18 protein-coding genes are annotated in these 22,166 nt (G+C 66.3%); 10 read left to right on the top strand and 8 right to left on the bottom strand.

What is annotated here, in order from left to right; translation table 11 throughout:
- Positions 1-24: 24 nt before the first annotated feature.
- Positions 25-1,113, bottom strand: a complete 1,089-nt coding sequence (locus OIE69_RS00090) for an NADH:flavin oxidoreductase (RefSeq protein WP_326569885.1) — start codon at positions 1,111-1,113, stop codon at positions 25-27.
- 129 nt (positions 1,114-1,242) lie between these two features.
- Here OIE69_RS00090 and OIE69_RS00085 point away from each other — a divergent pair, with 129 nt between their 5' ends.
- On the top strand, positions 1,243-1,599 hold the full coding sequence (locus tag OIE69_RS00085; RefSeq protein ID WP_326569884.1) for a MerR family transcriptional regulator: 357 nt from the start codon (positions 1,243-1,245) through the stop codon (positions 1,597-1,599).
- Positions 1,600-1,610: 11 nt separating this feature from the next.
- Here OIE69_RS00085 and OIE69_RS00080 read toward each other — a convergent pair whose 3' ends face one another.
- From OIE69_RS00080 to OIE69_RS00070, 3 genes are all read right to left on the bottom strand, one after another.
- The gene (locus tag OIE69_RS00080) at positions 1,611-2,099 is read right to left on the bottom strand and encodes a DUF7919 family protein (RefSeq protein WP_326569883.1); all 489 of its coding nucleotides are present in this window, start codon (positions 2,097-2,099) and stop codon (positions 1,611-1,613) included.
- Positions 2,100-2,144: 45 nt separating this feature from the next.
- A protein-coding gene (locus OIE69_RS00075; RefSeq protein WP_326569882.1) for an IS5 family transposase occupies positions 2,145-2,949 on the bottom strand; the annotation gives its coding sequence in 2 pieces (ribosomal slippage) (positions 2,145-2,426 and positions 2,428-2,949; 804 coding nt in all).
- Positions 2,950-3,460: 511 nt separating this feature from the next.
- Positions 3,461-4,051, bottom strand: coding sequence for a CGNR zinc finger domain-containing protein (locus OIE69_RS00070; protein ID WP_326569881.1), 591 nt, complete (start codon positions 4,049-4,051; stop codon positions 3,461-3,463).
- A 177-nt stretch (positions 4,052-4,228) separates the two neighbouring features.
- On the opposite strand from OIE69_RS00070, the gene OIE69_RS00065 reads away from it, so the two are divergent.
- The 5 genes from OIE69_RS00065 (at position 4,229) to OIE69_RS00045 (ending at position 7,722) form a co-directional block, all read left to right on the top strand.
- The gene (locus OIE69_RS00065; RefSeq protein WP_326569880.1) at positions 4,229-4,693 is read left to right on the top strand and encodes a VOC family protein; all 465 of its coding nucleotides are present in this window, start codon (positions 4,229-4,231) and stop codon (positions 4,691-4,693) included.
- Positions 4,694-4,884: 191 nt separating this feature from the next.
- A complete protein-coding gene (locus tag OIE69_RS00060; RefSeq protein WP_326569879.1) occupies positions 4,885-5,781 on the top strand; it encodes a pyridoxamine 5'-phosphate oxidase family protein in 897 nt (298 codons plus the stop codon).
- Positions 5,782-5,793: 12 nt separating this feature from the next.
- A complete protein-coding gene (locus tag OIE69_RS00055) occupies positions 5,794-6,066 on the top strand; it encodes a ferredoxin (protein WP_326569878.1) in 273 nt (90 codons plus the stop codon).
- Positions 6,063-7,277, top strand: a complete 1,215-nt coding sequence (locus tag OIE69_RS00050) for an NAD(P)/FAD-dependent oxidoreductase (RefSeq protein ID WP_326569877.1) — start codon at positions 6,063-6,065, stop codon at positions 7,275-7,277. Before OIE69_RS00055 ends, OIE69_RS00050 begins: the two co-directional genes overlap by 4 nt.
- A 67-nt stretch (positions 7,278-7,344) precedes the next feature.
- Positions 7,345-7,722: a MerR family transcriptional regulator gene (locus OIE69_RS00045; protein ID WP_326569876.1), complete on the top strand. Its 378-nt coding sequence runs from the start codon at positions 7,345-7,347 to the stop codon at positions 7,720-7,722.
- Between the two features lie 507 nt (positions 7,723-8,229).
- On the opposite strand, the gene OIE69_RS00040 is transcribed toward OIE69_RS00045, so the two are convergent.
- The 3 genes from OIE69_RS00040 to OIE69_RS00030 all read right to left on the bottom strand — a co-directional run bounded on the left by OIE69_RS00040 (position 8,230) and on the right by OIE69_RS00030 (position 12,712).
- Positions 8,230-8,622: a hypothetical protein gene (locus tag OIE69_RS00040; RefSeq protein WP_326569875.1), complete on the bottom strand. Its 393-nt coding sequence runs from the start codon at positions 8,620-8,622 to the stop codon at positions 8,230-8,232.
- A 40-nt stretch (positions 8,623-8,662) separates the two neighbouring features.
- Complete coding sequence (locus tag OIE69_RS00035; protein ID WP_326569874.1) at positions 8,663-10,357, bottom strand: hypothetical protein; 1,695 nt, start codon at positions 10,355-10,357, stop codon at positions 8,663-8,665.
- Between the two features lie 420 nt (positions 10,358-10,777).
- Positions 10,778-12,712, bottom strand: a complete 1,935-nt coding sequence (locus OIE69_RS00030; protein ID WP_326569873.1) for an AAA family ATPase — start codon at positions 12,710-12,712, stop codon at positions 10,778-10,780.
- Positions 12,713-12,960: 248 nt separating this feature from the next.
- Between OIE69_RS00030 and OIE69_RS00025 the strand changes: the two genes are divergently transcribed.
- The 4 genes from OIE69_RS00025 (at position 12,961) to OIE69_RS00010 (ending at position 19,125) form a co-directional block, all read left to right on the top strand.
- Complete coding sequence (locus OIE69_RS00025; protein ID WP_326569872.1) at positions 12,961-14,997, top strand: ATP-dependent nuclease; 2,037 nt, start codon at positions 12,961-12,963, stop codon at positions 14,995-14,997.
- Positions 14,994-16,820 carry an ATP-dependent helicase gene (locus OIE69_RS00020; RefSeq protein ID WP_326569871.1) on the top strand — a complete coding sequence of 609 codons (1,827 nt, stop codon included), beginning with the start codon at positions 14,994-14,996 and terminating at the stop codon, positions 16,818-16,820. Before OIE69_RS00025 ends, OIE69_RS00020 begins: the two co-directional genes overlap by 4 nt.
- A gap of 69 nt (positions 16,821-16,889) precedes the next feature.
- A complete protein-coding gene (locus tag OIE69_RS00015; protein WP_326569870.1) occupies positions 16,890-17,831 on the top strand; it encodes an abortive infection family protein in 942 nt (313 codons plus the stop codon).
- 47 nt (positions 17,832-17,878) lie between these two features.
- Positions 17,879-19,125 (top strand): IS3 family transposase gene (locus tag OIE69_RS00010; RefSeq protein WP_326569869.1). Its coding sequence is split into 2 segments (ribosomal slippage): positions 17,879-18,161 and positions 18,161-19,125, totalling 1,248 coding nucleotides; the frame shifts between segments, so codons are not numbered across the junction.
- A gap of 96 nt (positions 19,126-19,221) precedes the next feature.
- Here OIE69_RS00010 and OIE69_RS00005 read toward each other — a convergent pair.
- Entirely contained in the window at positions 19,222-21,669 is a 2,448-nt protein-coding gene (locus tag OIE69_RS00005; protein ID WP_326569868.1) for a DEAD/DEAH box helicase, read from the bottom strand.
- Between the last annotated feature and the right edge of the window lie 497 nt (positions 21,670-22,166).

Genomic DNA, 22,166 nt, shown 5'->3' with positions numbered 1-22,166 from the left:
GTAGTCCCCGATATGGGGTTCCCCTCACACGCTGAAGCGCTGAACGAAGCTCGGCCATCCCCGCATGTGGTTGATAAAGCGCTCGCTCATTCCTCCGTCACGCAGGTACTGCGCCCTGACCGGCAGCTCTGGGCTGTCATACACCGGGTTCTTCTTTACTTGCAGGGGAAAGTCTCGCTGGAGAATTCCGGCACGACCGATCAGCACAAAGTCGCAACCTTCATCAAGTAGCTGCCCTGCACGCTGGGCGCTCATGATCTTGCCCGCTGCTCCCACCCGTACACCCTTCCGGGGAAGGCTCGTGAAGACACTGAGCATCGTCTGCCCGCTGAAGGCTCCCTCTCGCACGATCTGGGCTGAGTCCCACAGGGCCAGGTCAAGGTAGTCGATCAGTTCTCGGTCGAGAATCTCAGCGGTTATTTCGCGCAGCTCCTCCAGGAACAGCCCGTATCGCTCGACTGACAAGCGCCAACCGATCTGAAAGTCCGGGCCGCATTCCCTGCGAATCCCTTCGATCACCTCGATCGTGAGGCGAGCCCGGTTCTCGGTATTGCCACCGTACTTGTCGGTGCGGTCGTTGAGGAGGGGGGACATGAACTCTGAGAGGATCCAGCCGAAAGCACCGTGGAGCGCGACGCCGTCGAAGCCTGCCAGCTCTGCCCTTCTCGCTGCTGCAATGAAGCTGTCGCGGATTCGCTCTACCTCGTCCGTTGTCAGCGCTTTGACGCCCGGAAGTGTGCGGCTGGAAGCCGGTGCCGGCACTCCCCCCAATTCTGGACTGGCGCGATGCCCTGCGTGATGCAGTTGCACCGCGGAGAGGCCGCCTCCGGCGCGGATCACGGTGGCTATCTGCGTCAGCCCGTGCAAATGTTCATCAGAGTGGATGCCCAACTGCCGCTCATATGCAATGCCGCTGGCCTCGACTGTAGCGGCACCGGTTTGTATCAGGGCGTAGCCGCTTTGTGCGAGCTGCTCCATCCAGTCTTGATCGAATTTCGACACGGATCCGTCATACTCACTCTGTTGGTTCGTGAGCGGTGCCAGCATGAATCGGTTCCTCATCGCCGGACCGTGACCGAGAGTGAGTGGTTCGAACAATTCTGCAACGGCCATGCAGATCTCCTACAGGTCAGAGCTGGGCGACGTGGCCCCGGGCTCACGTCGGGCTCCGCGGTCGCGGTGGCTCGACTACCCTCCAACCTTGACACCAGCGAGAAGGCAAATCGTCGCTAAGGAGTTGTGATGAGGATCAAGCAGCTGTCCGAGCGGACAGGCGTATCGTCCCGGCTGCTGCGCTACTACGAGGAGCAGGGCCTCCTACGGCCGAGGCGCGAGGAGAACGGGTATCGGGACTACGAGGAATCCCAAGTTGCGAGGGTCGAGCAAATTCGCAGCTTGCTGGATGCGGGCCTGACGACTGAGATCATCAGGGCTGTGCTGCCCTGCTTGGCCGAGGCAGCGAACTGTCAGTACCCTGCCCCCGACTTCGTGAGTCGAGTCCGGCAAGAGCGCAGCCGCATGGCCGAGCGCCTCGCTTGCCTGGCGAAGAACGTCCAGGCCATCGATGACTATCTGGACCGTCTCCCCAAGAGCTCGTAACGCGATCTTGCTCAGTCGTCCGCCTCGAAGTCGAGTCGCTGGGCGTCGTCAGGGAGCCAGGGGGCCGGGGGTCCGTTGCGCCAGGTGTCGTGGCAAGCCAGCACCGCATCGACGAAGGGCCTCGGCGGGAGGTAGCTGTGTGCCTGTACGTAGTGTCCGATGAGGAAGGGGGCGGCGAAGACCTCGGTGGGTGATGCCGGGACGCGGATCTCGCTGCTGCCGCGGGGTGCTTGAGGCGTGTCGTCTTCTGCGATGTCGCACAGTTCGCACGGGTGCGTCCCCAGGGCGGCGTTGACGTACTGGCCGTGCAGGATGCGGTCGAGTTGTTCCTCGAAGCCGGGAGGGGGTGAGCCGACGTCGAAGGGGTGGTCGGCCGCGAGCCAGCCGACGTTGATCCGCGTGTAACGGGGGGTGAAGGTCACCACGCGGGTGCCCTCGCCCTCCCAGAAGGTGTCTTCCGGCTCCTCGGAGTAGGGGCTCAAGTCTTCGTAGAAAGTCACCGCTGATCTCTAGCATGTCCTGTCGTGCACACGGTTGCCTGGGGGTTATCGATGCCTCAGCCGCCGCCAACAGATGAGTGCGCAGGCCAGGGAGGCCAGGGCTTCGTGGAGGTCGGGGCGTCGTTCCCAGCGGACTGCGAGGCGCTTGAACTGGTGCAGTAGGGCGAAGGTCTGCTCGACGACGTAGCGGAGTGTGCCCAGGCCCTGGATGTTCGTGCTGCCCTTGCGGGAGATCACCGGCTGGATCCGGCGGTTGCGTAGTTCTCGGCGAAGGGGGTTGCTGTCGTAGGCCTTGTGGCCGAGGAGCGTGTCGGGCCGGCTGCGGGGGGCGTCCTGGGCGGCCGGCGACGGGCGGGATGCCGTCGACCAGGGCGAGGGCCTGGGTGACGTCGTTGACGTTGGCCGCGGTGGTAATGACCGTGAAAGGGGTGCCTTTGCCGTCGCAGATCACGTGGTGTTTGCTGCCGGTCCTACCTCGAGCGACCGGTGACGGGCCGGTCGCATCGCCCCCTTTTTCGCCTTCACGTGGGAGGCGTCCACGCAAGCGCAGCGACCAGTCGATCTGTCCGGCCGCGTTCAGTTCGGCCAGAAGTCTCTGATGCAGGGCCTCGAAGACGCCGGCCTCGCGCCACCGCCCCAGGCGCCGCCAGCAGGTCTGGCCCGAGCCGAAGCCCAACTCCATCGGTAGCTGCTGCCACGTGATGCCGGTGTACAGGACGAACAAGACGCCCCGCAGGCACCGGCGGTCGTCCACCGGGCGCGGCCCCGGCGACCGCTCCGGCCACTTCGGCAGCAGTGGCTCGACCAGCGACCACAACTGATCATCCACGATCCGCGGCTTGCTACTCACACCCCACGAACGGCGGGATCGTCGCACCGGACACGCTCACCAGAGACGATTCACATGACCGCGTTACGAGCTCTAAGCAGTGACATGCAGTGGCGCTTTGGGTACCCGCACGAGTCGGACGAGGGGAGCTGGTCGCCGTGTGCTGCAGAGTGGGTCGGCCGCAACATGGAAGGCGCGTTCGGACACGGGGACTCTGCGATGGAAGGGAAGCGTCTCTCGTTTCTGTAACCGTGAAACGGTATTTTGGTGGTTGGCAGAAAGTTGACCTCTACTGCAGTCCAGGCAGTGTCATTCCTGCTGGAGGCCGGTCCGGGGGCCTGAGCGTTGGGCTGTATCACTTCAGGCAGGAGCCACCTTTGCGGTCCTTGCAGCCGTGGCTGTGGCCTGTCCCTATGGTGGGTCGCAGGAGCGGGACAGCGATCGGCATTGTCCGGCCGGATGTCCTGGAAGATGGTTGTAGCGCTGAAGCCGATGGTGACGGAACACGGGGCGGGGTCGCGGGGTGGCAACTTCAGCGGGTCCTGCTCTGCCTCAGACTGCCCTGGTGGCGTTCGTAGTGCCGGCGGGTCTTGGCGCGGTTGCCGCAAGCTGTCATAGAGCACCACCGACGGCGTCCGTTCCTCGTCGTGTCATAGAACCGCAGAGGGCACTCGGGGTTGGCGCACTTGCGGATGCGGTCGGCCCCTTCCTGTAGCAGGCGCAGGTAGAGGTCGGCGGTGCGCCACGCGGCGAGCCAGCCGGGGGTGTCGGTCTCTACGACGGCTTCCGGGCCTGTCGTCCCCAGCAGGCGCCGAATACGTCCGTGAGCAAGCGTGTCGTTAAGCATCTCCCTCGCTCGTTCGAGGCCGGGTCCTTCGCTGGTCACGAGGGAGCTCAATGCGGTCCGTGTGGCGAGAAGAGCGCCAAGGGTTTCCTGGGTGTCGGGCGCATCGTCGGTGAAGCCGGCGGACGAGAGCCAGATTGTGAGCCCGCCGGGGCGTTCCAACAGGTCGTGGGCACCGCTGTCGTCAATCCAGCGCGTGTTCAGCAGGTCCAGCGGCAGGGGTTCCCCAAGAAGTGGGCGGGGGTCCGCGTCGGCCGTGTGGGCGGGATGAGCGTTCATGCGGTGTGCCCTTTCGTGTTCGGGGACCATGCCATCACACAGCCGAACCTTGCACCTGTAAAGAGAGTTTTAAGGGTTGACACTCGATCGTGCAACCGTTAACTTAAAGTTGACCGGTTAGGTGAGCGGAGCGGCTCACGCTCCGGTCAGATGCATCCACTTCGTGTAAGGAACCTCATGACTACCTCTCTGTCCTCTGCCACCCTCAAGACGGGCCACATCGGCCTGAGCGTCACCGACCTCGACCGATCGCTTCCGTTCTACGCCCGGGTCTTCGGCTTCGAGACCCTTGCCGAGGGCAAGGAGGACAGCCGCCGATGGGCGTTCCTCGGCCGCGGCGAGGAGATCGTTGTGACGCTGTGGCAGCAGAGCGAGGACGGCTTCGCCACCGGAACCGCCGGCCTTCACCACCTCTCCTTCCAGGTAGACACTCTCGAGGAGATCGCCGCGACCGAGGCGGTACTGCGAGAGCTGAACACGGACTTCGTCTATGACGGCGTCGCAGCACACGCCGAGGGCGCCACCTCGGGCGGCATCTTCTTCCGCGACCCCGACGGCATTCGCCTGGAGCTCTACGTGCCCACCGGCGCGGAAGGTGCACCCGCACCGGCCGGTCAGGAGCCGACCTGCGGCTTCTTCTAGAGGCCATCACGCCGGGAGGCTCCAGCCTGCACCGAGTCGCCGGGTGTGGGCCTCCCGGCGCACCGAGACCACCTACATATGAGCGAGCACCGACTCCCAGTACGCACCCTCGCGCGGGTCCGCGGGATCTTCCCGCACGGGTCGACGACGGGCCGGCAGCACGTAATACGCCGACATCGGGAGGAGCAGACATGGAGCCGTATCACCGCGGCGAACTAGCTGTGCAGAACAGAGCCGGCCTTCGAGAGATGGCCAAGGCTGTCTCCGCCGCAATCATGACCGAGATCCCGCACGCGGCCCAGGCCTTCCTGGCCGAGCAGCCTGTGCTCTTCATCGGCGCAGCCAACAGACGAGGGGAAGTCTGGTCGTCTCTCCTGACGGGAGATCCCGGATTCATCACCGTCAGCGGCCCCTCCTCTGTGAGCGTCGCCGCCACACTCTCAGACAGCGACCCCCTGTACCGCACACTCGCCGAACCGGCCCGCCTCGGCATGATCGCCATAGAACCCGGCACGCGGCGGCGCATGCGCATGAACGGCACAGCGCGCCCCGCCCGGGACGGCCTGGAGATCGAGCTCGAGCAGATCTACGCCAATTGCCCCAAGTACATTCAGAAAAGGGTGCCGCACTGGCAGTCGGCCACCCCCGACGATCCACTCGAAGGCAGCGGGCTCACCCCCGAGGACATCACCCTCGTCCACAGCACGGACACCTTCTTCATCGCCTCAGCAGACACGGTCGGCAACGCCGACGCCTCCCACCGCGGCGGCAACCCAGGCTTCCTCAAAGCCCTGGGACCCAATCACCTGCGTTGGCCCGACTACGTCGGCAACTCGATGTTCAACACCTTGGGTAACCTCGAAGTCAATCCCCGTGCAGGGCTGCTGATCCCCGACTGGACCACAGGAACCCTCCTGCACCTCACCGGCACAGCATCCGTGGACTGGGACCCGGACCACGTGGCCGCTCTGCCAGGAGCACAGCGAGTCGTGGACTTCACCGTCGAAAAGCTTGTCCGCGTCGGCCACGCCTCTCCGCTGCGTTGGAGTGCGCCTCAATTCTCCCGCTTCAACCCCCCGACCGAGTGAAGGAACAAGCGCATGCCTGAGCGTCCCGTCACCAGCCTCGAAGTGATCGTCGACATGGGCCTGTGCGAGAGCCACGGACAGTGTGTCTTCGCCGCACCGCAGGTGTTTGCCTTCGACGAGGACGACGTCCTGGTCTACGAGCCGGCTCCTGACGTCTCCCAGTACGACAAGGTCGTCGCCGCCGCGGCAGCATGTCCCGTGCGTGCGATCCGCATCGAGCGCACCACCGAGGGCGGCGCACACCCGGAGGCCGCAACCGGCAATAACCCTGGGCCCACACGATGACCACGCAGCCGATGCGTATCGTCATCGTCGGTGCGTCGCTCGCCGGGCTGAACGCGGCGCGAGCCCTGCGCGAGTACGGACACGTCGGTCCCATCACTCTGATCGGCGAGGAACCCTACAGCCCCTACGACAGACCCCCCCTGTCGAAAGGATTCCTCACCTCTGACGCGAACCACTCGTCGCTGGCCCTGACGGATACGGCTGCTCTCGGACTGACGGAACTTTACGGTCGGCGAGCAGTCCACCTCGACCCCAGCGAGCGTACGGTGCACCTGGACGTTGGCCAGAGCGTCCCGTATGACGGTCTGGTCATCGCCACTGGCGTCGGGGCACTCCGCTGGCCATCCCCCCTCCCCGCCACGGGTGTCCACACCCTCCGCACCCTCGATGACGCCACAGCGCTGCGGCGAGACCTCGGCACGAGGCCGCGCCGCATCCTCGTCGTCGGCGGCGGATTCATCGGGACCGAAGCTGCGGCGACTGCCGCAGAGTTGGGGCACGACGTGACCCTCACCTTCCAGGGGCCCGCGCCACTGCACCGCGTCATAGGTGAGGACGCGGCATCGTTCCTCTCGGAACTCCACCGCACGGCAGGTGTCTCCCTCGTGCCGTTCGCCACGCTCACCGCGCTGCAGGGACGTCAGCGCGTCACCTCGGTCACCCTTAACGGGGCACGTCAGGTGAACGCAGATACCGTGGTCCTGGCGCTGGGGACCACACCCCATACCGACTGGCTCTCCACCTCGGGCCTGAGGCTGGACAGAGGCCTGGTCACCGACTCTCACGCACGCGTTGTGGGAACGAACGGTCGGCCGCATCTCAGCATCGTCGCCGCGGGTGATGTCACGCGCTTTCCTCATCCGCACGCTTCGGGCTTGGTGAACCTTGGGCACTGGAGCAACGCGGTGGAGCAGGCGCGGACCGCGGCTCACACGCTTCTCTACCCGCACGCTCCGGCGATCTACCGGCCCGTCGCGTCCTTCTGGTCGACTCAGTTCGGCGTCCGCTTCCGGGCAGTCGGTCTTCCGCGGGAGGCCGATGAAGCTGAGGCTCGGGAAGTGGACATCGAGCGGCGGCGGCTGAACGTCGCCTACTACCGCGACGGACGGCTCGTAGGAGCACTGACAGCAAACCGTGCGGCGGCCATCGCGCAGTACAGGGAACAGCTCGCCACGGCCCTGGAGTCCTCCGCCCGAGCACGAGCCGCGTGACCACAGAGCCTCCTTCCAACGGGGCGCCATCTGAGGAGATTCACATGTATGTCAGGCAACAAGAGCAATGATGAGGATCAAGGAGCTTTCGGAGCAGGTCGGCGTCTCCACAAGGCTCTTGCGCTACTACGAGGAGCAAGGTCTTCTCGCCCCACTTCGTGAGGAGAACGGTTACCGGTCCTACGACGAGGCGGCTGTGCAGAGGGTTGAGCAGATCCGCGGTCTGCTGGGAGCCGGGCTGACCACAGAGATCATCCGGGATGTTCTCCCGTGCTTGGCTGCCGCAGCGTGCTCTCAGTACGGCGACCCCGAATTCGTGAGCCGGATCACCGCGGAGCGGGACCGGCTGCGGGAACGCGTCACCGTCCTGACACAGCACCTCCAAGCCCTAGACAACTACCTGAGTGCCGTGGTCCAGGCTGCGCCCTCCTCTGACGCTGCCTGACGGTGTATGAAGTCCTCAAGCGCACCAGAACGTTGCCGGGTCCTCCAGATAGGGAAGATGGGGCCTTGGCCCCAAGGCCGGGTAGCTAACGGATTTGCGCTGGTGGCAAGGGGTTTCGGCGTCGATTGCAACGTGGGCAACGGGATCGAAGTTGATCGGATAGTCCGCCAAGACTGCTGATCGCCGAGGCGTCCCGTTGCCCGCGCCGCTGGATCGGGTCATGGCTGCTGCGAGCGCCCGCTGGGCGCGCGGCGGGGTGGGTCGTTGGGTGAGGCATGGACCTCCATCCCTGCGGGACCTCCCGCAGGCAGCCGCCGACGGCCGCCTCTGCGCACTGCTCGCAGTCGTCGCCCGCGCCATTGCCCAGGCACCGGAAGCCGCCACTGACGGCACTCTGCTGCAGGTACGGGTTCTCATCGACGCCCTCACCCCGTTCCTGGCCCTGTACCGGAGGCGGAGCATGCAGCCATCGGTGAGCGTCGGCCGTGTTGTTTCAACCTTGCTGTTCTACGCGCTTCCGGCGACGGCGGTGACGAGGGGGATGAGTTGGGCGAGCAGGGCGGTGGCTGCGGGGTGGGTTTCGATGGTGCGGGTGAGGAAGAGCCCGGCGGCTTGGAGGCGGCGCAGGAAGGTTTGGGGGTCGGCGGGTCCTGGGGCTGTGAAGGCGTCGTCGACGTGGGCGAGGGCGGTGGAGACGGCTTGCTGGACCGCGGGGTCGTGGTGCTGGGGGAGTGCCTGTCGGATGGCGGCGATGTGGTCACGGATGGCTTGGACGGCTTCGTCGTTGATGTGGATGGTCTGGTTGGTCTGCTGGACGTGGTAGCCGCCTGCGATGGGGCCGTGCTGGGTGCCGCCGGAGATGTTGACGCCGATGAAGCCGTGCTCGTCCGGTGTGGCCATGGGTGTCCTTTCGTAGCAGGGGTGCTTGCAGCGCAGCAGGTCAGGCGGGCGGTGGGCTGGAGGCGGTGCCAGTCTGCGGGCTGGAGGGGGTGCTGGGTTGGACGTTGGTTTGGTTGGTCTGGGCGACGGTGTGGCCGCTGGCGATGGAGCCGCTTTGCACGCCGCCGTTGATGATTACGCCGGTGTTGAAGACCTGGCTGACGCGGGCGGTGAACTCGTCGCTTTCCAAGTTCTTGCGTTCCAGGAGGTCCTGGACGGAGGAGATGAGGCGGTGCTCGACGGCTTTGACGTACCGCTCGATGTCCGGGCGCTGGAAGAGGTTCTGCGGGCTTGGTTGTGCGACCTGCTCGCGCAGCGAGTTGATGTGCAGGGGAGGCGCGGGCACGTCCCAGCCTTCGGCCTGGGCCGCGCTGCGCTCTGCGGGCTCCGGCTCTTTCCCCCACATCAGGCGAAACCGGCGTGCGAGCTGCCACGTGTGGCGTGGCACGGCGAGCAGGATGTCGCCGGGAATCGAGCGCAGCGCGCTGAGCATGCCGGCGTCGATGGTGCGGATCGACCAGCGGTACTTGTTCTGTACTGGGAGGAGGACCCGCACGGAGACTTCCAGGTAGAGGATGTCGCCGTGGGTGGTGGCTCGTACGAAGGTGGTGGTGCTGAGGTCCTCCTCCCAGCTGCCGACGCGGATGCCGAGCATGTGCCGGGCCTCTTCGTCCTCGTCGGCAAGGACGTCCCCGGCCGGTCGCTTGGCGATCAGTGCTGGGTGGCCCTGGGGTGCGAAGACGTAGTCCCGCATCGTGAGCTGCTGCAGGCGCGCGCCGGATCTGGCCTCTCCGGCCCGGAACCGGTGCATGCCTTCACGGATGGCGTCGATGACCTCGGTGTGGCTGAGCAGCGGTCCGCTGTCTTCGGGCGGTTTGACCAGCCGCAGATGCCCGGCGCCGGCATCCGGCGGTGCGGGGGGCGTGCGGCGCCGTAACTGTGTGGCGAACGACCACGGCGGAAACTGTTCCAGCTCGTCGCCGGCACCGTAGAAGGCATCGTCGGCGTACTCGACGTGGGTGACCTGCTCCAGCTGCGACAATCGGCGCAAGCCCCGGGCGGTGGACGTCTCGATCACGCCCCACAACCCCCGGGTCTCCGGTGGGCCGAGCCGCTTCGGGGTGCGGATCTCCTGCCAGCGCCGCCGGCGAACCCTCCGCTCGGCAGCCGCCACCACGCCCCACCCGGCCGGCAGTCCCACGAGCACCCACGTGCCGGCCGCCTGAGCGGCAACGGCCGGAGCCGACGACGCAGCAAGCCACGGCACCCGTCCGCCCAGCCCGGACCACACCGCATAGACCAGCAATGCCGCATAGACGGCAAGAGACAACGCCACGATCACCGTCAGGGCTGGCACCGCCAACTGCCTCACACCCGACGGCTTCGGCACATGTAGGCGTAGCCGCTGCCGCCAGTAGCTCCGCAAGCGCAGCGCCGTGGCAACGTAGACCACGAAAGCGGCTGACACCGGCTCCACCCACAACGCCGCCGCCAGCACAGCCAGCGCCGCCAGCTCCCGCGCCGCATCCAGCCGCTGCGCCCGGACGCAATGCCACGCCACCGCCCCAGGGTCCACCCCGTAAGCGGGCGGCAGGAAACGCTCGGTCGGCAGCGTCAGACGCTGCAGGATGCCGGCCCGGAACGACTCACGATGGTTGTAGGCGGCCGCGCACAGGAACCGGGTCACCCGGCTCACGCCGCTCCACGACGGGCTCGTCCCTCCGACTGGCATAGCCGGATACGTTTCCAGGCTCTCTTCGGACAGCTCCCCACCCCCCACCCCCATGGCCACAGTGTCAGCCGCAGCCAGGCGGGAACCGTACCCGCGCCGGTGAGCCCCCTACACCTCCGCAGCCCAGGCCGTTACAAACAGCCCCCCTACTGATGCCATCCGCTGCCGGAGAACTTATGTCCCATGTGATGGCCACCACCGGCGGGCATGTCGATCTTGCCTTACTCACTGCAGTGGCACCCACTTCTGCCCCTCCACGAGCCCGCAGGGCTCGTCTCCCCGGGTCCGACCTGTCGGGGACCACGCTGGACCGCTGCCACCGCGGCTACAAAGCACTCATCAGGACCTCAGTAGCAGTGAAGACTCCGAGTGCACGCGGGGGCGTCAGTCGAGACCCAGGTGCGCGGCCACGTCCTTGTACAGCGCGGCTACCTCGGGTGGGGTTCCGTGGGGGTAGCGGGTAGCGAAGAGGGCGCCCACCCGCGGCTTGCTGGTGGTGTCCCTCTGGGCCTGGTCGAGGATCTGGGGGTCCAGGCGTCGCAGGTACGCCTCCAGTTCGCCGGACTTGCTGCGGTCGTCGCCGAACTGGTCGGCGAGGGTGAACACGCCTGCGGCTTTCCAGTAATCGGTCCAGGCGGTGAAGTCGTTTGCGTCGTCGGGAGGGTTGAGGGGGCGAAGCTGCTGCTTGGTTAGTTGTTTGGCGAGTGCGCTGGTGTTGCGGAGGGCTGGCCCGTCGGCGACGACTGCCCATGGGACACCGAAGGCGGATAGGTACTTGATGTAGCCGCCGAAGTTGTTCTGGCCTCCGACATCCAGCAGGGGGATGTTGGCCGCTTCCGGTCCCAGCTGGGTGTCGGTGTTCCACCATTGGCCCAGGGCGCCGGTCTCCGACGCGCCCTCGCAGAGGATTACCGCCCGGGCGAAAAGCAGGGCCCTGGTGTCAGCTGCGGCTAGGTTCTGGATCCAGCCAGCCAGGTCCGAGGCGGCCCTGGCCGGGGCGCGCCGGACAATGGTCGCTCCGTCCGGCCCGGGGGCTAGACGGACGATGCGCTTGAGATCGGCTTCCGTGACTACCGGGACCAGGTCCGCGCTGTGGGTGATCAGGAGGGCTTGTACGTCACGCAGGGCAGTTGTGGCGATGCGTCGCTGCATGGTCGGATGCAGTTGGACCGCCGGTTCGTCTAGAACGATGACGCGGCCGGACCCACCTGCTGTCAGGGCCGCCAGCAAGACGACTTCCTGCAGTCCTGCTCCGCTGAATTCAGCACGGCGTTCACCACGGCCGGCGTCGATCACGACATCGATGGCCAGCCCGTCCGTCTCGGGGGATGCCTGGACTTCCAGGTGGGCCCCGGTGATGGTGTGAAAGATCTTCTGGGCTTTGCAAAAGCCCTCGCGTTGTTCACGCGTACCGTTCTTCAGTCTGTACAACTCGGCGGACACCTGGCTGCCGTCGCTCAGATCGAGCGCGCTCGCCAGTTCATTGAGGGAGAAGTTCCGGCGCGCGGGCAGGCGCCGATTGACGGTCACCGAGACGCCCGCGGCCCAGATCTTGCCGAGCACCGCGACGAAGGGTACGGAATGCTGCTCGGTCAGCTGCAGCGCTTGGGCGAGCGCGGTCATGGAGACGGGCCGAGGGCTGTACGCGTCGTTGAGCGTGGGCACGTTGAACATGACCGGCTGCTCAAGCCGGTCCAAGATGCGCGGGAAATCAACGAGTTCGGGCGGAGGGTCTTCGGTCACCTGCTCCATGGCGACGGTCTTCCAGCCCTGGGCTGCCCCGGGGCGGAGCTGCTCCGGCCAGGGGCCCTCCAACTGGATATGGAAGGGGTCCCCGCCGTAGATGAACTGCCAGGCGCAGGACCAGCCACTGCGTCTGTGTGAGTCGAAGTCCAACCGCAGTGTGCCTTGGAACAGTGCGGCCACTGAGTCCCCGGTGATGCGGGTTTCGGCGGCCTCCTCCACCTCGGCAGTGCTGGGGCCCATCCCGTCGTACTTCTTGCAGGCGACGCTGATGTACGAGGCCTTCACGAAGTCCGTGACCAGCTTCTGTTCCCATGGCTGGTCCATTTCGAAGGAGACCGTCAACGTGAAGGTGGGGGCCCCGTGGTGGCCGGCCTGCTCGTACAGGGAGAGCAGGTCGCGCTGCTTCGGCTCGAGGTGGCGATTCAGGACCGCGGATACAGCGCTAAGTACCTGGCACAGGTTCGACTTGCCCGCAGCGTTGGGGCCGGTGACCACGGTCAGGCCCTGGTCCAAGTCCAAGTCGAACTCGGCAAACGACAAGAAGCCTTGTGCCGTGATCCTGCTGATCCTCACTCTGTGCCCCCACCATTGGCTGCGCGCTCGCGATGATCCTTCCAGAATCCGCGGCGTTAGGATGCCGCCGCGTGGACCTCGGCCTGAGGCAGCCCATACCCCTGCGGGCGTGGTGCCAGTTCGAAACAGCATCACCGGACCGGACCATCAGGGGCGAGACAGGGGCGGTACCTAACGCCCCGGATTTGCTGGTTTGTGCCTTGTGGTTCGACCACCCCTTGTAGTGTTCGCCGGGAGATAAGGGGTGGATGTTGTATCTGGGGCGGGTCAGGGCTAAGGGTTTCAAGTCGTTGTTGAGTGCGGATGTTCCGCTGCGGCAGGGTGTCACGGTGGTGGTGGGGGAGAATAATGCCGGCAAGTCGAATCTCATCGATGCGCTCCGGCTGCTGACCGATCCGCTTGATGGGCGGCGCAGCAGATGGTGGGAGGCCGAGGACGTTCACCCGTGGGCCGAGGCCGGGGCAGAGCTCACTGCGGTCTACGGCGGCATGGAAGCTGCCGAGGCTGCCACACACCTGCAGGCGTTGGTGCCCGCAGCGGACGAGCCTGGCCTGCTGGGTGGCCACCGCGCCCGTTACACCGTTCAGTTTGCGCGCCCTGCCGCCGACACCCGGCCGCAGCGACCGGTGTGGTCAGCCGGCCGGCTCCTGGATGACCCGGAACCTGAGGCGCGCCGTACGATCCGGCATGTCTACCTGCCCCCCATGCGCAACGCCCAACAGGAACTGGCCTCAAGCGCCGGTAACCGGCTGCGATTGATCCTTGCCGCGGAATTGGGCGCCGAAGAGGCCATCAAGGAGTTCGAGAAGGAGCAGGCCGAGCACTTCCGTGGCCTGGAGCAGCACGACAAGATCGAGGCCACCCGTAAGCGCATCAACGATCCCCTCGCCTTGCTCACAGCCGGCGCGCACCCCCAGCACATGGGACTGTCGTTCGCCGACCCCACCCTGGTGTCGATCGCCCGGGCACTGCGCACGCGTATGGGCGATGAAGGCCTGGCGGTCGAGGACATCGCCCGCTCCGGCCTCGGTTACGCCAACCTGCTCTACATCGCCACCGTGCTGGCCGAACTTGAAGCGGCCCGCGGCGCCGACCTCACGCTGTTTCTGGTCGAGGAGCCCGAGGCCCATCTCCATCCCCAGCTGCAGAACCTGTTGCTTGACCATCTCAAGACCCAGGCCCTGCAATCACAGCAGGCGCGCCCGGAAGCCGAGGGAACCCCGCTCGGCCGGATCCAGGTCGTGATCACCACACACTCCCCGGTGCTGGCCGCGGCCACCACGGTCAAGGACCTGGTGGTCCTCAAACGATGTCGCACACCCAACCCGAAGCCAGCAGCACCAGCCACCGTGCCGGCGCAAGCGGATGCGGGAGTGCTCGCGCCCTCCAGTCCGCAAGCCGCGAACCAAGGTGACAGCGGCGTCCCGACGCCGCCTGCAGCCTTTGCGTTTACGACTGCTGCTGTACCGGTAGCAGCGATTCCCTTCGCCAAGCACGAACCGGCCAAGCTCGACCGCTACCTCGACATCACCAAGAGCGCCATGCTCTTCGGCACCCGGGTGGTCCTGGTGGAGGGCCTGGCCGAGGCCCTGCTGATGCCGGCCTTCGCCAACATCGTCCTGGGCGCCATCGCGGACGAGGCCGACCGCAGACGAGCCAAGGCCGTGTTCCGCGGAAGCTGCATCGTCGCCGTCGACGGAGTGGACTTCAAGCCCTACATGCGCGCGCTGCTCGCCGACGTGGACGGCGTCCGGATCGCCGATCGCGTCGTTCTCATCACTGACCAGGATCCCCGCAAGAGGAAAAGCGCCCAGGACTCCGACGACGACGAGTCCACCGAGGAGACCGCGGCCAGCGAGCCAGAGGCCGCCGATCCTGCGAGCGACGACGAGGCCCTCGAGGTCGGCTTCAACCGCGCGACCTACCTGGCACGACACCTGCAGGAGTGGGACGTGCCGTCCAGCGCCTTCCACATCGCGGAGAGCAAGCCGACCCTCGAACCGGAACTGATGCGGGCCGAGAACCACGACCTGCTCGCCGAGGTCTTCTTCGACCTCCGCCCCAGATCCCAGCACCACTGGAAGCCGGTACAGGACGCCACCACTCCACAAGAGCAGGCAGCTGCGTTCGGGAACCTGTTCACCTCCCAGATCAAGCTGCCGAAGGGCGACTACGCCTACCGCCTCGCCGAGCGCCTCAGCGAAAAGCCCGACGGCTTTGTGGTGCCCGACCACCTGGCCACAGCCATCCGCTGGATCGCAGGAGTGGACGAGAACGCCGCATGACCAACCTCGAGGCTCAGCGCAACCACGCCCTCCACCAACAGCAACAGGCCGTCCACGCCGCGGCCCCCGTCTTCGTCCGCGCGTGCCCGGGAGCAGGCAGAACCCGGATTCTAGTGGACCGCCACTGCCTCACCCCACCCGGCCCGCGACGCGCCGGCCGTGCCCTGATCTCCTTCACCAACGTCGCCGCCGACGAACTACGCGAGCGTTGCTCCGGCAACCGCCCCGACCTGACGTCCTTTCCCCACTACATCGGGACCTTCGACAGTTTCCTGTGGCGCTACCTGGTCCGTCCCTTCCTCCCGGCCACGCCGCCGTGGCAGCACGTGCTGTCCTGGGACCAGGTCCCCTCAGCCGTCGTCGGCTGGGGCAAGCGCAAGGTACCCTTGTCGGCCTTCAAGTTCACCTACGACCCTTCCACCCGGCAGACGCTCGTCACCTGGCCCAAACCGGACAAGTACCTCCACAACGCCGCCATGACGGCGGAGGACTTCATCGTCCAAGCGGAAAAGAAGCAGGAGTTCCTCTGGCAGACCCGCGGCTACATGACCGGTCACGAACTCCGCATCGCTGCACTCGACCACGTCAGAAACCCCGCCGTCACCGACCTGCTTCGCGAGCGCTTCTTCGAAATCGTCGTCGACGAGGCCCAGGACTGCTCCGCACTCGACCTCGCCATCCTCGGCCACCTGCACGGTGCCGACATCCCTCTGGTCATCGTCGCCGACACCGACCAGGGCATCTACGAGTGGAACGACGCCCGCCCGACGGACCTCCACACCCTCACCAGCGCCATCAACAACGACCTTGAACTGAACGGCAACTGGCGCAGCAGCCCACCCATCTGCGAACTTGCCGCAACCTTGCGCCCGGCCCCACGACAGACACCGGACCTGTGCGTGGGGGAGCACCACGCCCACACCACCCCAGTCCTCCTGCTGCCCTACGGCAGCAACCGCAAGAACCCCTCCGGGCTCCCTGACGCCCAAGCAGCCAGCGAGGCGTTCCTGGACAGGGCCGCGGAGGAGGGCATCGACGCCGCTGACTGCCTGGCCGTGGCCTACCGCAACAGCGCCATCCCCAAGGCCCGCTCCAAGCCTGCCCCTCACCTGCCCAAGGAACCGAGCACCATCGCCCTGGCCTGGTGTGCCGCTGTCTTCGCATCAGACGACGCGACCTCCACCGCCCGCGCCCACGCGCTGGCCATGGCAACCACATTTCTGAGCGCGTACTGGTATCCCGAAGCAGACGGCCCGGTCGCGGAAACCCTCGCCCAGCGCGACATCCCGGCCGGGCTGATGCGTAGGCGCGCGGGAATGCTGCTGTCTCAACTACCCCCGGTGGACACCTCGCCCGCCAGAATCTGGCGCAGCCAAGCACGAGCAGTACTGAAGGCCCAACTGCCCACTCCTGGCACCGAACTCGCCACCCCTACAGCTCCATACCTGGCCAATGCCGACCTGGACAAGCCCATCCGCTCCCTGATCGGCCTGCTGGACACACCCGACGACGAAGCGACGCCGACCACGATGCGCAGCTCCTCCGTCCATCAAGCCAAAGGCAGCGAAGCCGAAGCAGTCCTCATCCACCTTTCCCGCCCCCAGGACGTCACCGACCTCCTCGAAGCCTGGGCGAACCCGCTCCACCACACCCAAACCAACGAGATGCTCCGCGTCTACTACGTTGCCATCACCCGCGCCCGGAAACTGCTGACGATCGCCTACCCCTACTCCAAGCACGCCGAAGTGAGCTCTCATCTGGACGAATTGAAGATCACGTATCAGACCTTCGCTCCATGGGGGACTCGGCATACCTCGGCTTAGGCGGAGATTTGGTGACAGCTCTGGTGAAAACCTGCGGCGGCGACAGGGCAAGCCCACGATGATTAGCCGATGACTACGCCTGCTGAAGATCGACCGGGCCCGGGGCACCGGATCACACGGGTGACCCGTCGTGATCTCTTCGACTACATCAGAACCTCGGGCTTGGCCTGGCATGGGCGCTTGGACGAGATTGCCTTCCTCTCACGGTTGTACGACCTAGATGCCCTGCCGTCGGAGGACTACCGCTTCAGCACTGCCCGCGAGGATATCCAGCAACATCGTTACAGGAACCCTTACGACTGGTCTGAGGAGTGGGTACTTACCGATGCCCGCTTCGAGCTAGACGGGGGTCCCGACGAGAAGCTCCTGGGCTTCCTGTCGCAGATGGTGCACCCAGTGGTGCGCGCTACTCCAGAACACGCTGAGACTATGGTCTCCGCGTTCAACGAGATCCTTCGGCGTGATGGATGGGTTCTTGAGCCGCAGGGGAGCATGTCTGGACGCCCGGTCTATGCAGCCACGCTGCTGGGCGGCCTCCCCAACAGCGCGATCAGCCACGCGCATGCTGCAGCCACCCGCCTGGACGCGGAGTACATTGCGCAACAGGTCACGCGCATGGAAGCGGCGATCTCTGCGGAGCCCGAACTTGCGATCGGGACGGCAAAGGAGTTCATCGAAAGCATTTGCAAGACGATCCTCGATGAACAGCAGGAACCCCACGCCAAGAGCGACGACGTTCTAGTTTTGGTCCGCAAGACGACCAAGTGTCTGCATCTTCAACCAGGCCAGCTTGATGCCTCTGCCCCCGCAGCAGACACGCTCAAGCGAATGATGATGAACCTGGCTCAACTCGTTCAGGGCGCCGCCGAGCTGCGTAACGCCTACGGTACGGGGCACGGCAAATCCAAAGCACAGGCCAACCAACGCCTTACGTCGCGCCACGCTCGCCTGGCAGTTGGCGCAGCATCGACACTAGGCGTCTTCCTCTACGAGACACACGAAGAGGGTTGAACCGTTCCGGGTTCGGTGGGGACTCGATCATTTGAGAGGATCGAGTCATGGCACGTCCTTCCCCTTATCCCCTTGAGCTGCGCAAGCGCGCGGTCCGCATGGTCGCCGAGGTGCGGCCCGAGTACGACACGGAGTGGTCCGCGATGAAGGCGGTTGCGGCGAAACTGGGGATCGGGACGACCGAAACGCTGCGCAAGTGGGTCCGCCAGGACCAGATCGACAGTGGTGCCAGGCCGGGCACCACGACGGAGGAGTCGGCCGAGCTCAAGCGCCTACGCAAGGAGAACGCCGAGCTCAAGCGGGCAAACGAGATTCTGAAGGCCGCGTCGGCTTTCTTCGCGGCCGAGCTCGACCGGCCACACACACGCTCGTGACGTTCATCGACGAGTACCGGAACCGCTTCGGCGGCGTCGAGCCGATCTGCACCGTGCTCACCGAGCACGGTCTCAGCATCGCCCCCTCCACCTACTACGCAGCCAAGAGTCGCCCACCTTCGCAACGGGCCAACCGAGACGCGGAGTTGAAGGTGCTGATTCAGGCGGTGTTCGATGCCAACTACCGCGTCTACGGGGCTCGCAAGATCTGGCGTCACCTACAGCGACAGGGTCATCGGGTGGCCCGCTGCACCGTCGAGCGACTGATGCGGGAACTGGGAATCACCGGGGCAGTCCGCGGCAAGAAGGTCATCACGACGATCCAGAACCACGCGGCCGAGCGGGCACCGGACCTTCTTGACCGCGACTTCGTGGCTTCGGCCCCGAACCGGTGCTGGGTGGCCGACTTCACGCACATCGCGGCCTGGGCCGGCACCGTCTATGTCGCCTTCGTCGTCGACACCTTCTCCCGCCGCATCGTCGGCTGGTCCGCTGCCACCAGCAAGGAGACCCAATTGGTACTGGACGCACTGGAGATGGGGTTGTGGCAACGTGACCGCGAGGGCCATCGCCATGTCGCCGGGGAGTTGGTGCATCACAGCGACGCCGGGTCGCAATACACGTCCTTCAAGCTCGCCGAACACCTGGATACGGCAGGCATCGCGGCATCCATCGGTTCAGTCGGCGACGCCTACGACAATGCCCTGATGGAGTCGGCGATCGGCCTGTTCAAGACCGAGCTGATCAAGCCCCGGCGGCCCTGGAAGACTCTCTCCGAGGTCGAGTTGGCCACCGCCGAGTGGGTCGACTGGTTCAATCACCGCCGCCTGCACGGTGAGATCGGCCACGTCCCGCCCGCAGAATACGAAGCCGCCTACCACCAACAGAACGCAAATCCCCAGGTCACAGTCACAACCTAGAGTCTCGATCATACCCGGAACGGTTCAGGTGGCGCCGACACCGCGGCCGGACCTGGCCTGTGACGTCACTCATCAACCGAGGAGGGAGGACTCACGCTAAACCCAGCGCATGCCGAGTGCGGTGAGCTCTGCGATCCGCTCAGGGGCGAGGCTGGCACGGCGGCCGCGTTGGTTGGCGATGAAGATGCCGAGGGTGTGATCGGTGCCGTCGACTTCCTCGACGTGGGATCGGGGAACGTTGAGGTGTCCCTCCCGTTCGGCGTATTGACGGGCGGCGGTGAGGTTGGCGGCCCAGATCTGCGCCCGGGTGCGCTTCGGCCTCGGCGCCCCTGAGCCTGGTGCCTGCTTGTCCTCAGATGTGGTGAAGCCGAGGATCTCGGTCAGGAGCCATTGCTGGACCGCGCTGAGGGTGCCCCATTGGGTTTGCTGGGCTTGGACCCAGCGGCCGATGTCTTCGCCTTGGATGATGAGCTGACCATCCCGCTCAGGTAGTGCGCCGCCGGCGGTGCGGTAGGTGCGGGCGAGGTGGAAGCAGCGCTGCCACACCACCGGCCACGCGGGGCACCAGGCGGGATCGATCTCTTCCAGTGCCCGCCGCCGCTCCCGGTCCAGCCCCGCAGCCTTCCCAGCACCGGCTGTACTGCTGCTGCGGCGGGCTGCTGCGCGCTGGTTCTTCAGCCACTGCCCGAGGGGGTAGCCCTGCCAGGTGGCGTCGGTGGGCGGGAGGAGGTGGCCATGTTCGGCGGCCCAACCCCGCGCGGCGGCCAGGCCTTCGGTGAAGGCGATGTCGGCGTGGTTCCAGATCATGCCGAGCTCGTCGAGTTGATGGACCCGTTCGGTGTCGAGGCGGCCGCGGGTGTGGGTCTGGCGTTGGGTGGCGATCCACACGCCTAGGGGGAAGCCGTCGGGGGTGCGGTGTCCGTAGGGGACGCGCAGGTCGCCGTGGTCGCCGTGGTAGGCGAGGGCGGCTTGCAGGCCGCGCCGCCAGAACTCGGTCTCCGGCTTCAGCACTCGCAGGCTGATGAACGCCGCCAGCTGTGCGGGATCGCGCGGGGTGGAGAACGACAGCAGCCCACCTGCCGGCGCACTGACCGCTCCTACCGCGCCCTGTCCTCCACCATCTGCCACCGCAGTCGGCTTCCGCCGGGATGCCGCCTGTGGGGTGGCCAGCTGTTCGACGGCCTCGGTGTCATGCGCGCGCAGCGCGGTCAGCACCTTGATCAGGCCTTCGTAGGAGCGCGAGGAGAGCATGTCGTCGGGTTCTTCGCCGGGGCTGAGGAAGACGGGTACGACCAGGGAGGCCGTCTTGCCTTCGCCTGGCTGCATGCGCAGGGCCCGGCCGACGGCCTGGACGATGTCGACCGTGGACCCGAGCACGTCCGCGAAGACCACCGCATCGCAGTTTTTGGTGTCCACGCCCTCACCGAGTACCCGCACCGAGGCCAGCACGCACCGCTCCATGACCGCCCCCTCGGCGGTGGCACCGGCGGTGAACTCACCCAGCACCTGGCGCCGGTGGGCCGGCTTGTGCTCCCCGTACAGCCACTGCGCCCAGACCGAGCCTGGCTCCGGGTACGCCTCGGGGTCGCTCTCCCACAGGGCTTTGGCCACGGATGGTAGGCCGCTAGCGAAGGCCTCGGCTTCGCTTGTGCGGTAGTGAAAAGTCAGCAGCCGCCGCAGCCGGTGCTCGGCCCCGGTCTTGAGCACGGCGGTCTGCAGCGCGGCCAGGCGGGCTCCGCGGACGGTATCGGTGCGGGCGTCTTGGCCGATCAGCTGGGCTGCCTGCAGTTGTGGGTCGGCGATGTCCACGCATACGACCTGGTACTGCGCGATCAGGCCCCGCTCGATCGCGTCCGACAGCGTCAGCCGGTACACCACGGGCCCGAACACAGCCTCGTCATCCATCGACGCCACCAACTGACCCGGCCCCCCAACCCCACCGGCACCAGAGAAGTCACCGGCAGAAGCTGGCTCCCACAGCCGCGGAGTCGCCGTCATGTACAACCGGCGCACGGCCGGCAGCCGCTCGTTGTCATGGACCCCCGCCCACGGCTTGCCCAGCGCCCCCGAGGTACGGTGCGCCTCGTCTACCACCACCAGATCCCACGGCCCCAGCCCCGCCGCGTGTGCACGCTCCAGGACTCCGAGCCCCACCGCCGCATACGTGGCGAACAGCGTGACCCGCCCCCCGCTCCCGAGCCATCGCACCAGCTCGGCAGGATCCGTGGTGCACGGCATCCCCAGCGCCTCACCCTCGGACAGCGAACACGCCCCGAACAACTGGCCGGTGCGCCCGCCCTCCCGCCACACAGCGGCCATCTGAGCGAGTAGATCGAGGGTAGGTACCAGAACCAGCACCCGCTCAGCGCGCAGCTCGTGCGCGGCATGCACCGCGATCAAGCTCTTGCCCGTTCCAGTGGCCGCAACGACCTGAGCCCGCAACCCGCCCTCAGGCAACACCCCATCCGCAGGCGCCTGCAGCGCACGGACAGCAGCATCCACTGCCTCGATCTGATGAGGATGAAGCCGCTTCGGAGTCGACATGAGATCTTGCCTCTCGCTTGCCTTCGGCCCGACCGGGAGGCAGTGGGGCCTAGCTTTAGACTTTATCCCGGATCCTTTTGATGCAACCCTCCTTTCGGAGAATGGCCCCTAGATCGGGTGACCCCAGCAGCGGCCCGGGAACGGGGCCCGCCTTCAATCACCGCACTTACCGCCCGTCAGGTGCGTTCAAGCGACCAGCCCACCTGACGGAACATCAACTTCTCCGGTAGGTGGCAGCACGCGAGAGCCCCTGACGCGTAGCCAGCCGTGCCCGCGTCAGCGGGCACCAAGCCCGAAGGCGAAGCCGGAGGGCTCAGGCAGGGAGCGAAGCGAACCTGCCGCTCTCTCAACGGGCGCGCAGCGCCGGCTGCTGGCGAAGTCAGCAGGGTGCCGAAGGCACCCCAAGATCCGCGAAGCGGATCTCCGGCGGCGAAGCCGGCCGTCCCGCCACGCGAAGCGTGGCGGTTTTCACTTCCAGCGCGCGCAGCTGCTGGCAC

The organism is Actinacidiphila glaucinigra, from assembly GCF_035918135.1.
Classification (GTDB): domain Bacteria; phylum Actinomycetota; class Actinomycetes; order Streptomycetales; family Streptomycetaceae; genus Actinacidiphila; species Actinacidiphila glaucinigra.
The sequence above is the reverse complement of the archived record's forward strand: the minus strand, read 5'-3'. Positions and strand labels throughout refer to the sequence as shown.

What these genes read in the sequence shown, in the direction of transcription:
- OIE69_RS00060 (WP_326569879.1), top strand. Translation starts at nt 4,885, where the DNA reads ATGGAGCCGTATCACCGCGGCGAACTAGCTGTGCAGAACAGAGCCGGC.
- OIE69_RS00005 (WP_326569868.1), bottom strand. Translation starts at nt 21,669, where the DNA reads ATGTCGACTCCGAAGCGGCTTCATCCTCATCAGATCGAGGCAGTGGAT.
- OIE69_RS00020 (WP_326569871.1), top strand. Translation starts at nt 14,994, where the DNA reads ATGACCAACCTCGAGGCTCAGCGCAACCACGCCCTCCACCAACAGCAA.
- OIE69_RS00070 (WP_326569881.1), bottom strand. Translation starts at nt 4,051, where the DNA reads ATGAACGCTCATCCCGCCCACACGGCCGACGCGGACCCCCGCCCACTT.
- OIE69_RS00015 (WP_326569870.1), top strand. Translation starts at nt 16,890, where the DNA reads ATGACTACGCCTGCTGAAGATCGACCGGGCCCGGGGCACCGGATCACA.
- OIE69_RS00025 (WP_326569872.1), top strand. Translation starts at nt 12,961, where the DNA reads ATGTTGTATCTGGGGCGGGTCAGGGCTAAGGGTTTCAAGTCGTTGTTG.
- OIE69_RS00090 (WP_326569885.1), bottom strand. Translation starts at nt 1,113, where the DNA reads ATGGCCGTTGCAGAATTGTTCGAACCACTCACTCTCGGTCACGGTCCG.
- OIE69_RS00040 (WP_326569875.1), bottom strand. Translation starts at nt 8,622, where the DNA reads ATGGCCACACCGGACGAGCACGGCTTCATCGGCGTCAACATCTCCGGC.
- OIE69_RS00045 (WP_326569876.1), top strand. Translation starts at nt 7,345, where the DNA reads ATGATGAGGATCAAGGAGCTTTCGGAGCAGGTCGGCGTCTCCACAAGG.
- OIE69_RS00050 (WP_326569877.1), top strand. Translation starts at nt 6,063, where the DNA reads ATGACCACGCAGCCGATGCGTATCGTCATCGTCGGTGCGTCGCTCGCC.
- OIE69_RS00065 (WP_326569880.1), top strand. Translation starts at nt 4,229, where the DNA reads ATGACTACCTCTCTGTCCTCTGCCACCCTCAAGACGGGCCACATCGGC.
- OIE69_RS00085 (WP_326569884.1), top strand. Translation starts at nt 1,243, where the DNA reads ATGAGGATCAAGCAGCTGTCCGAGCGGACAGGCGTATCGTCCCGGCTG.
- OIE69_RS00055 (WP_326569878.1), top strand. Translation starts at nt 5,794, where the DNA reads ATGCCTGAGCGTCCCGTCACCAGCCTCGAAGTGATCGTCGACATGGGC.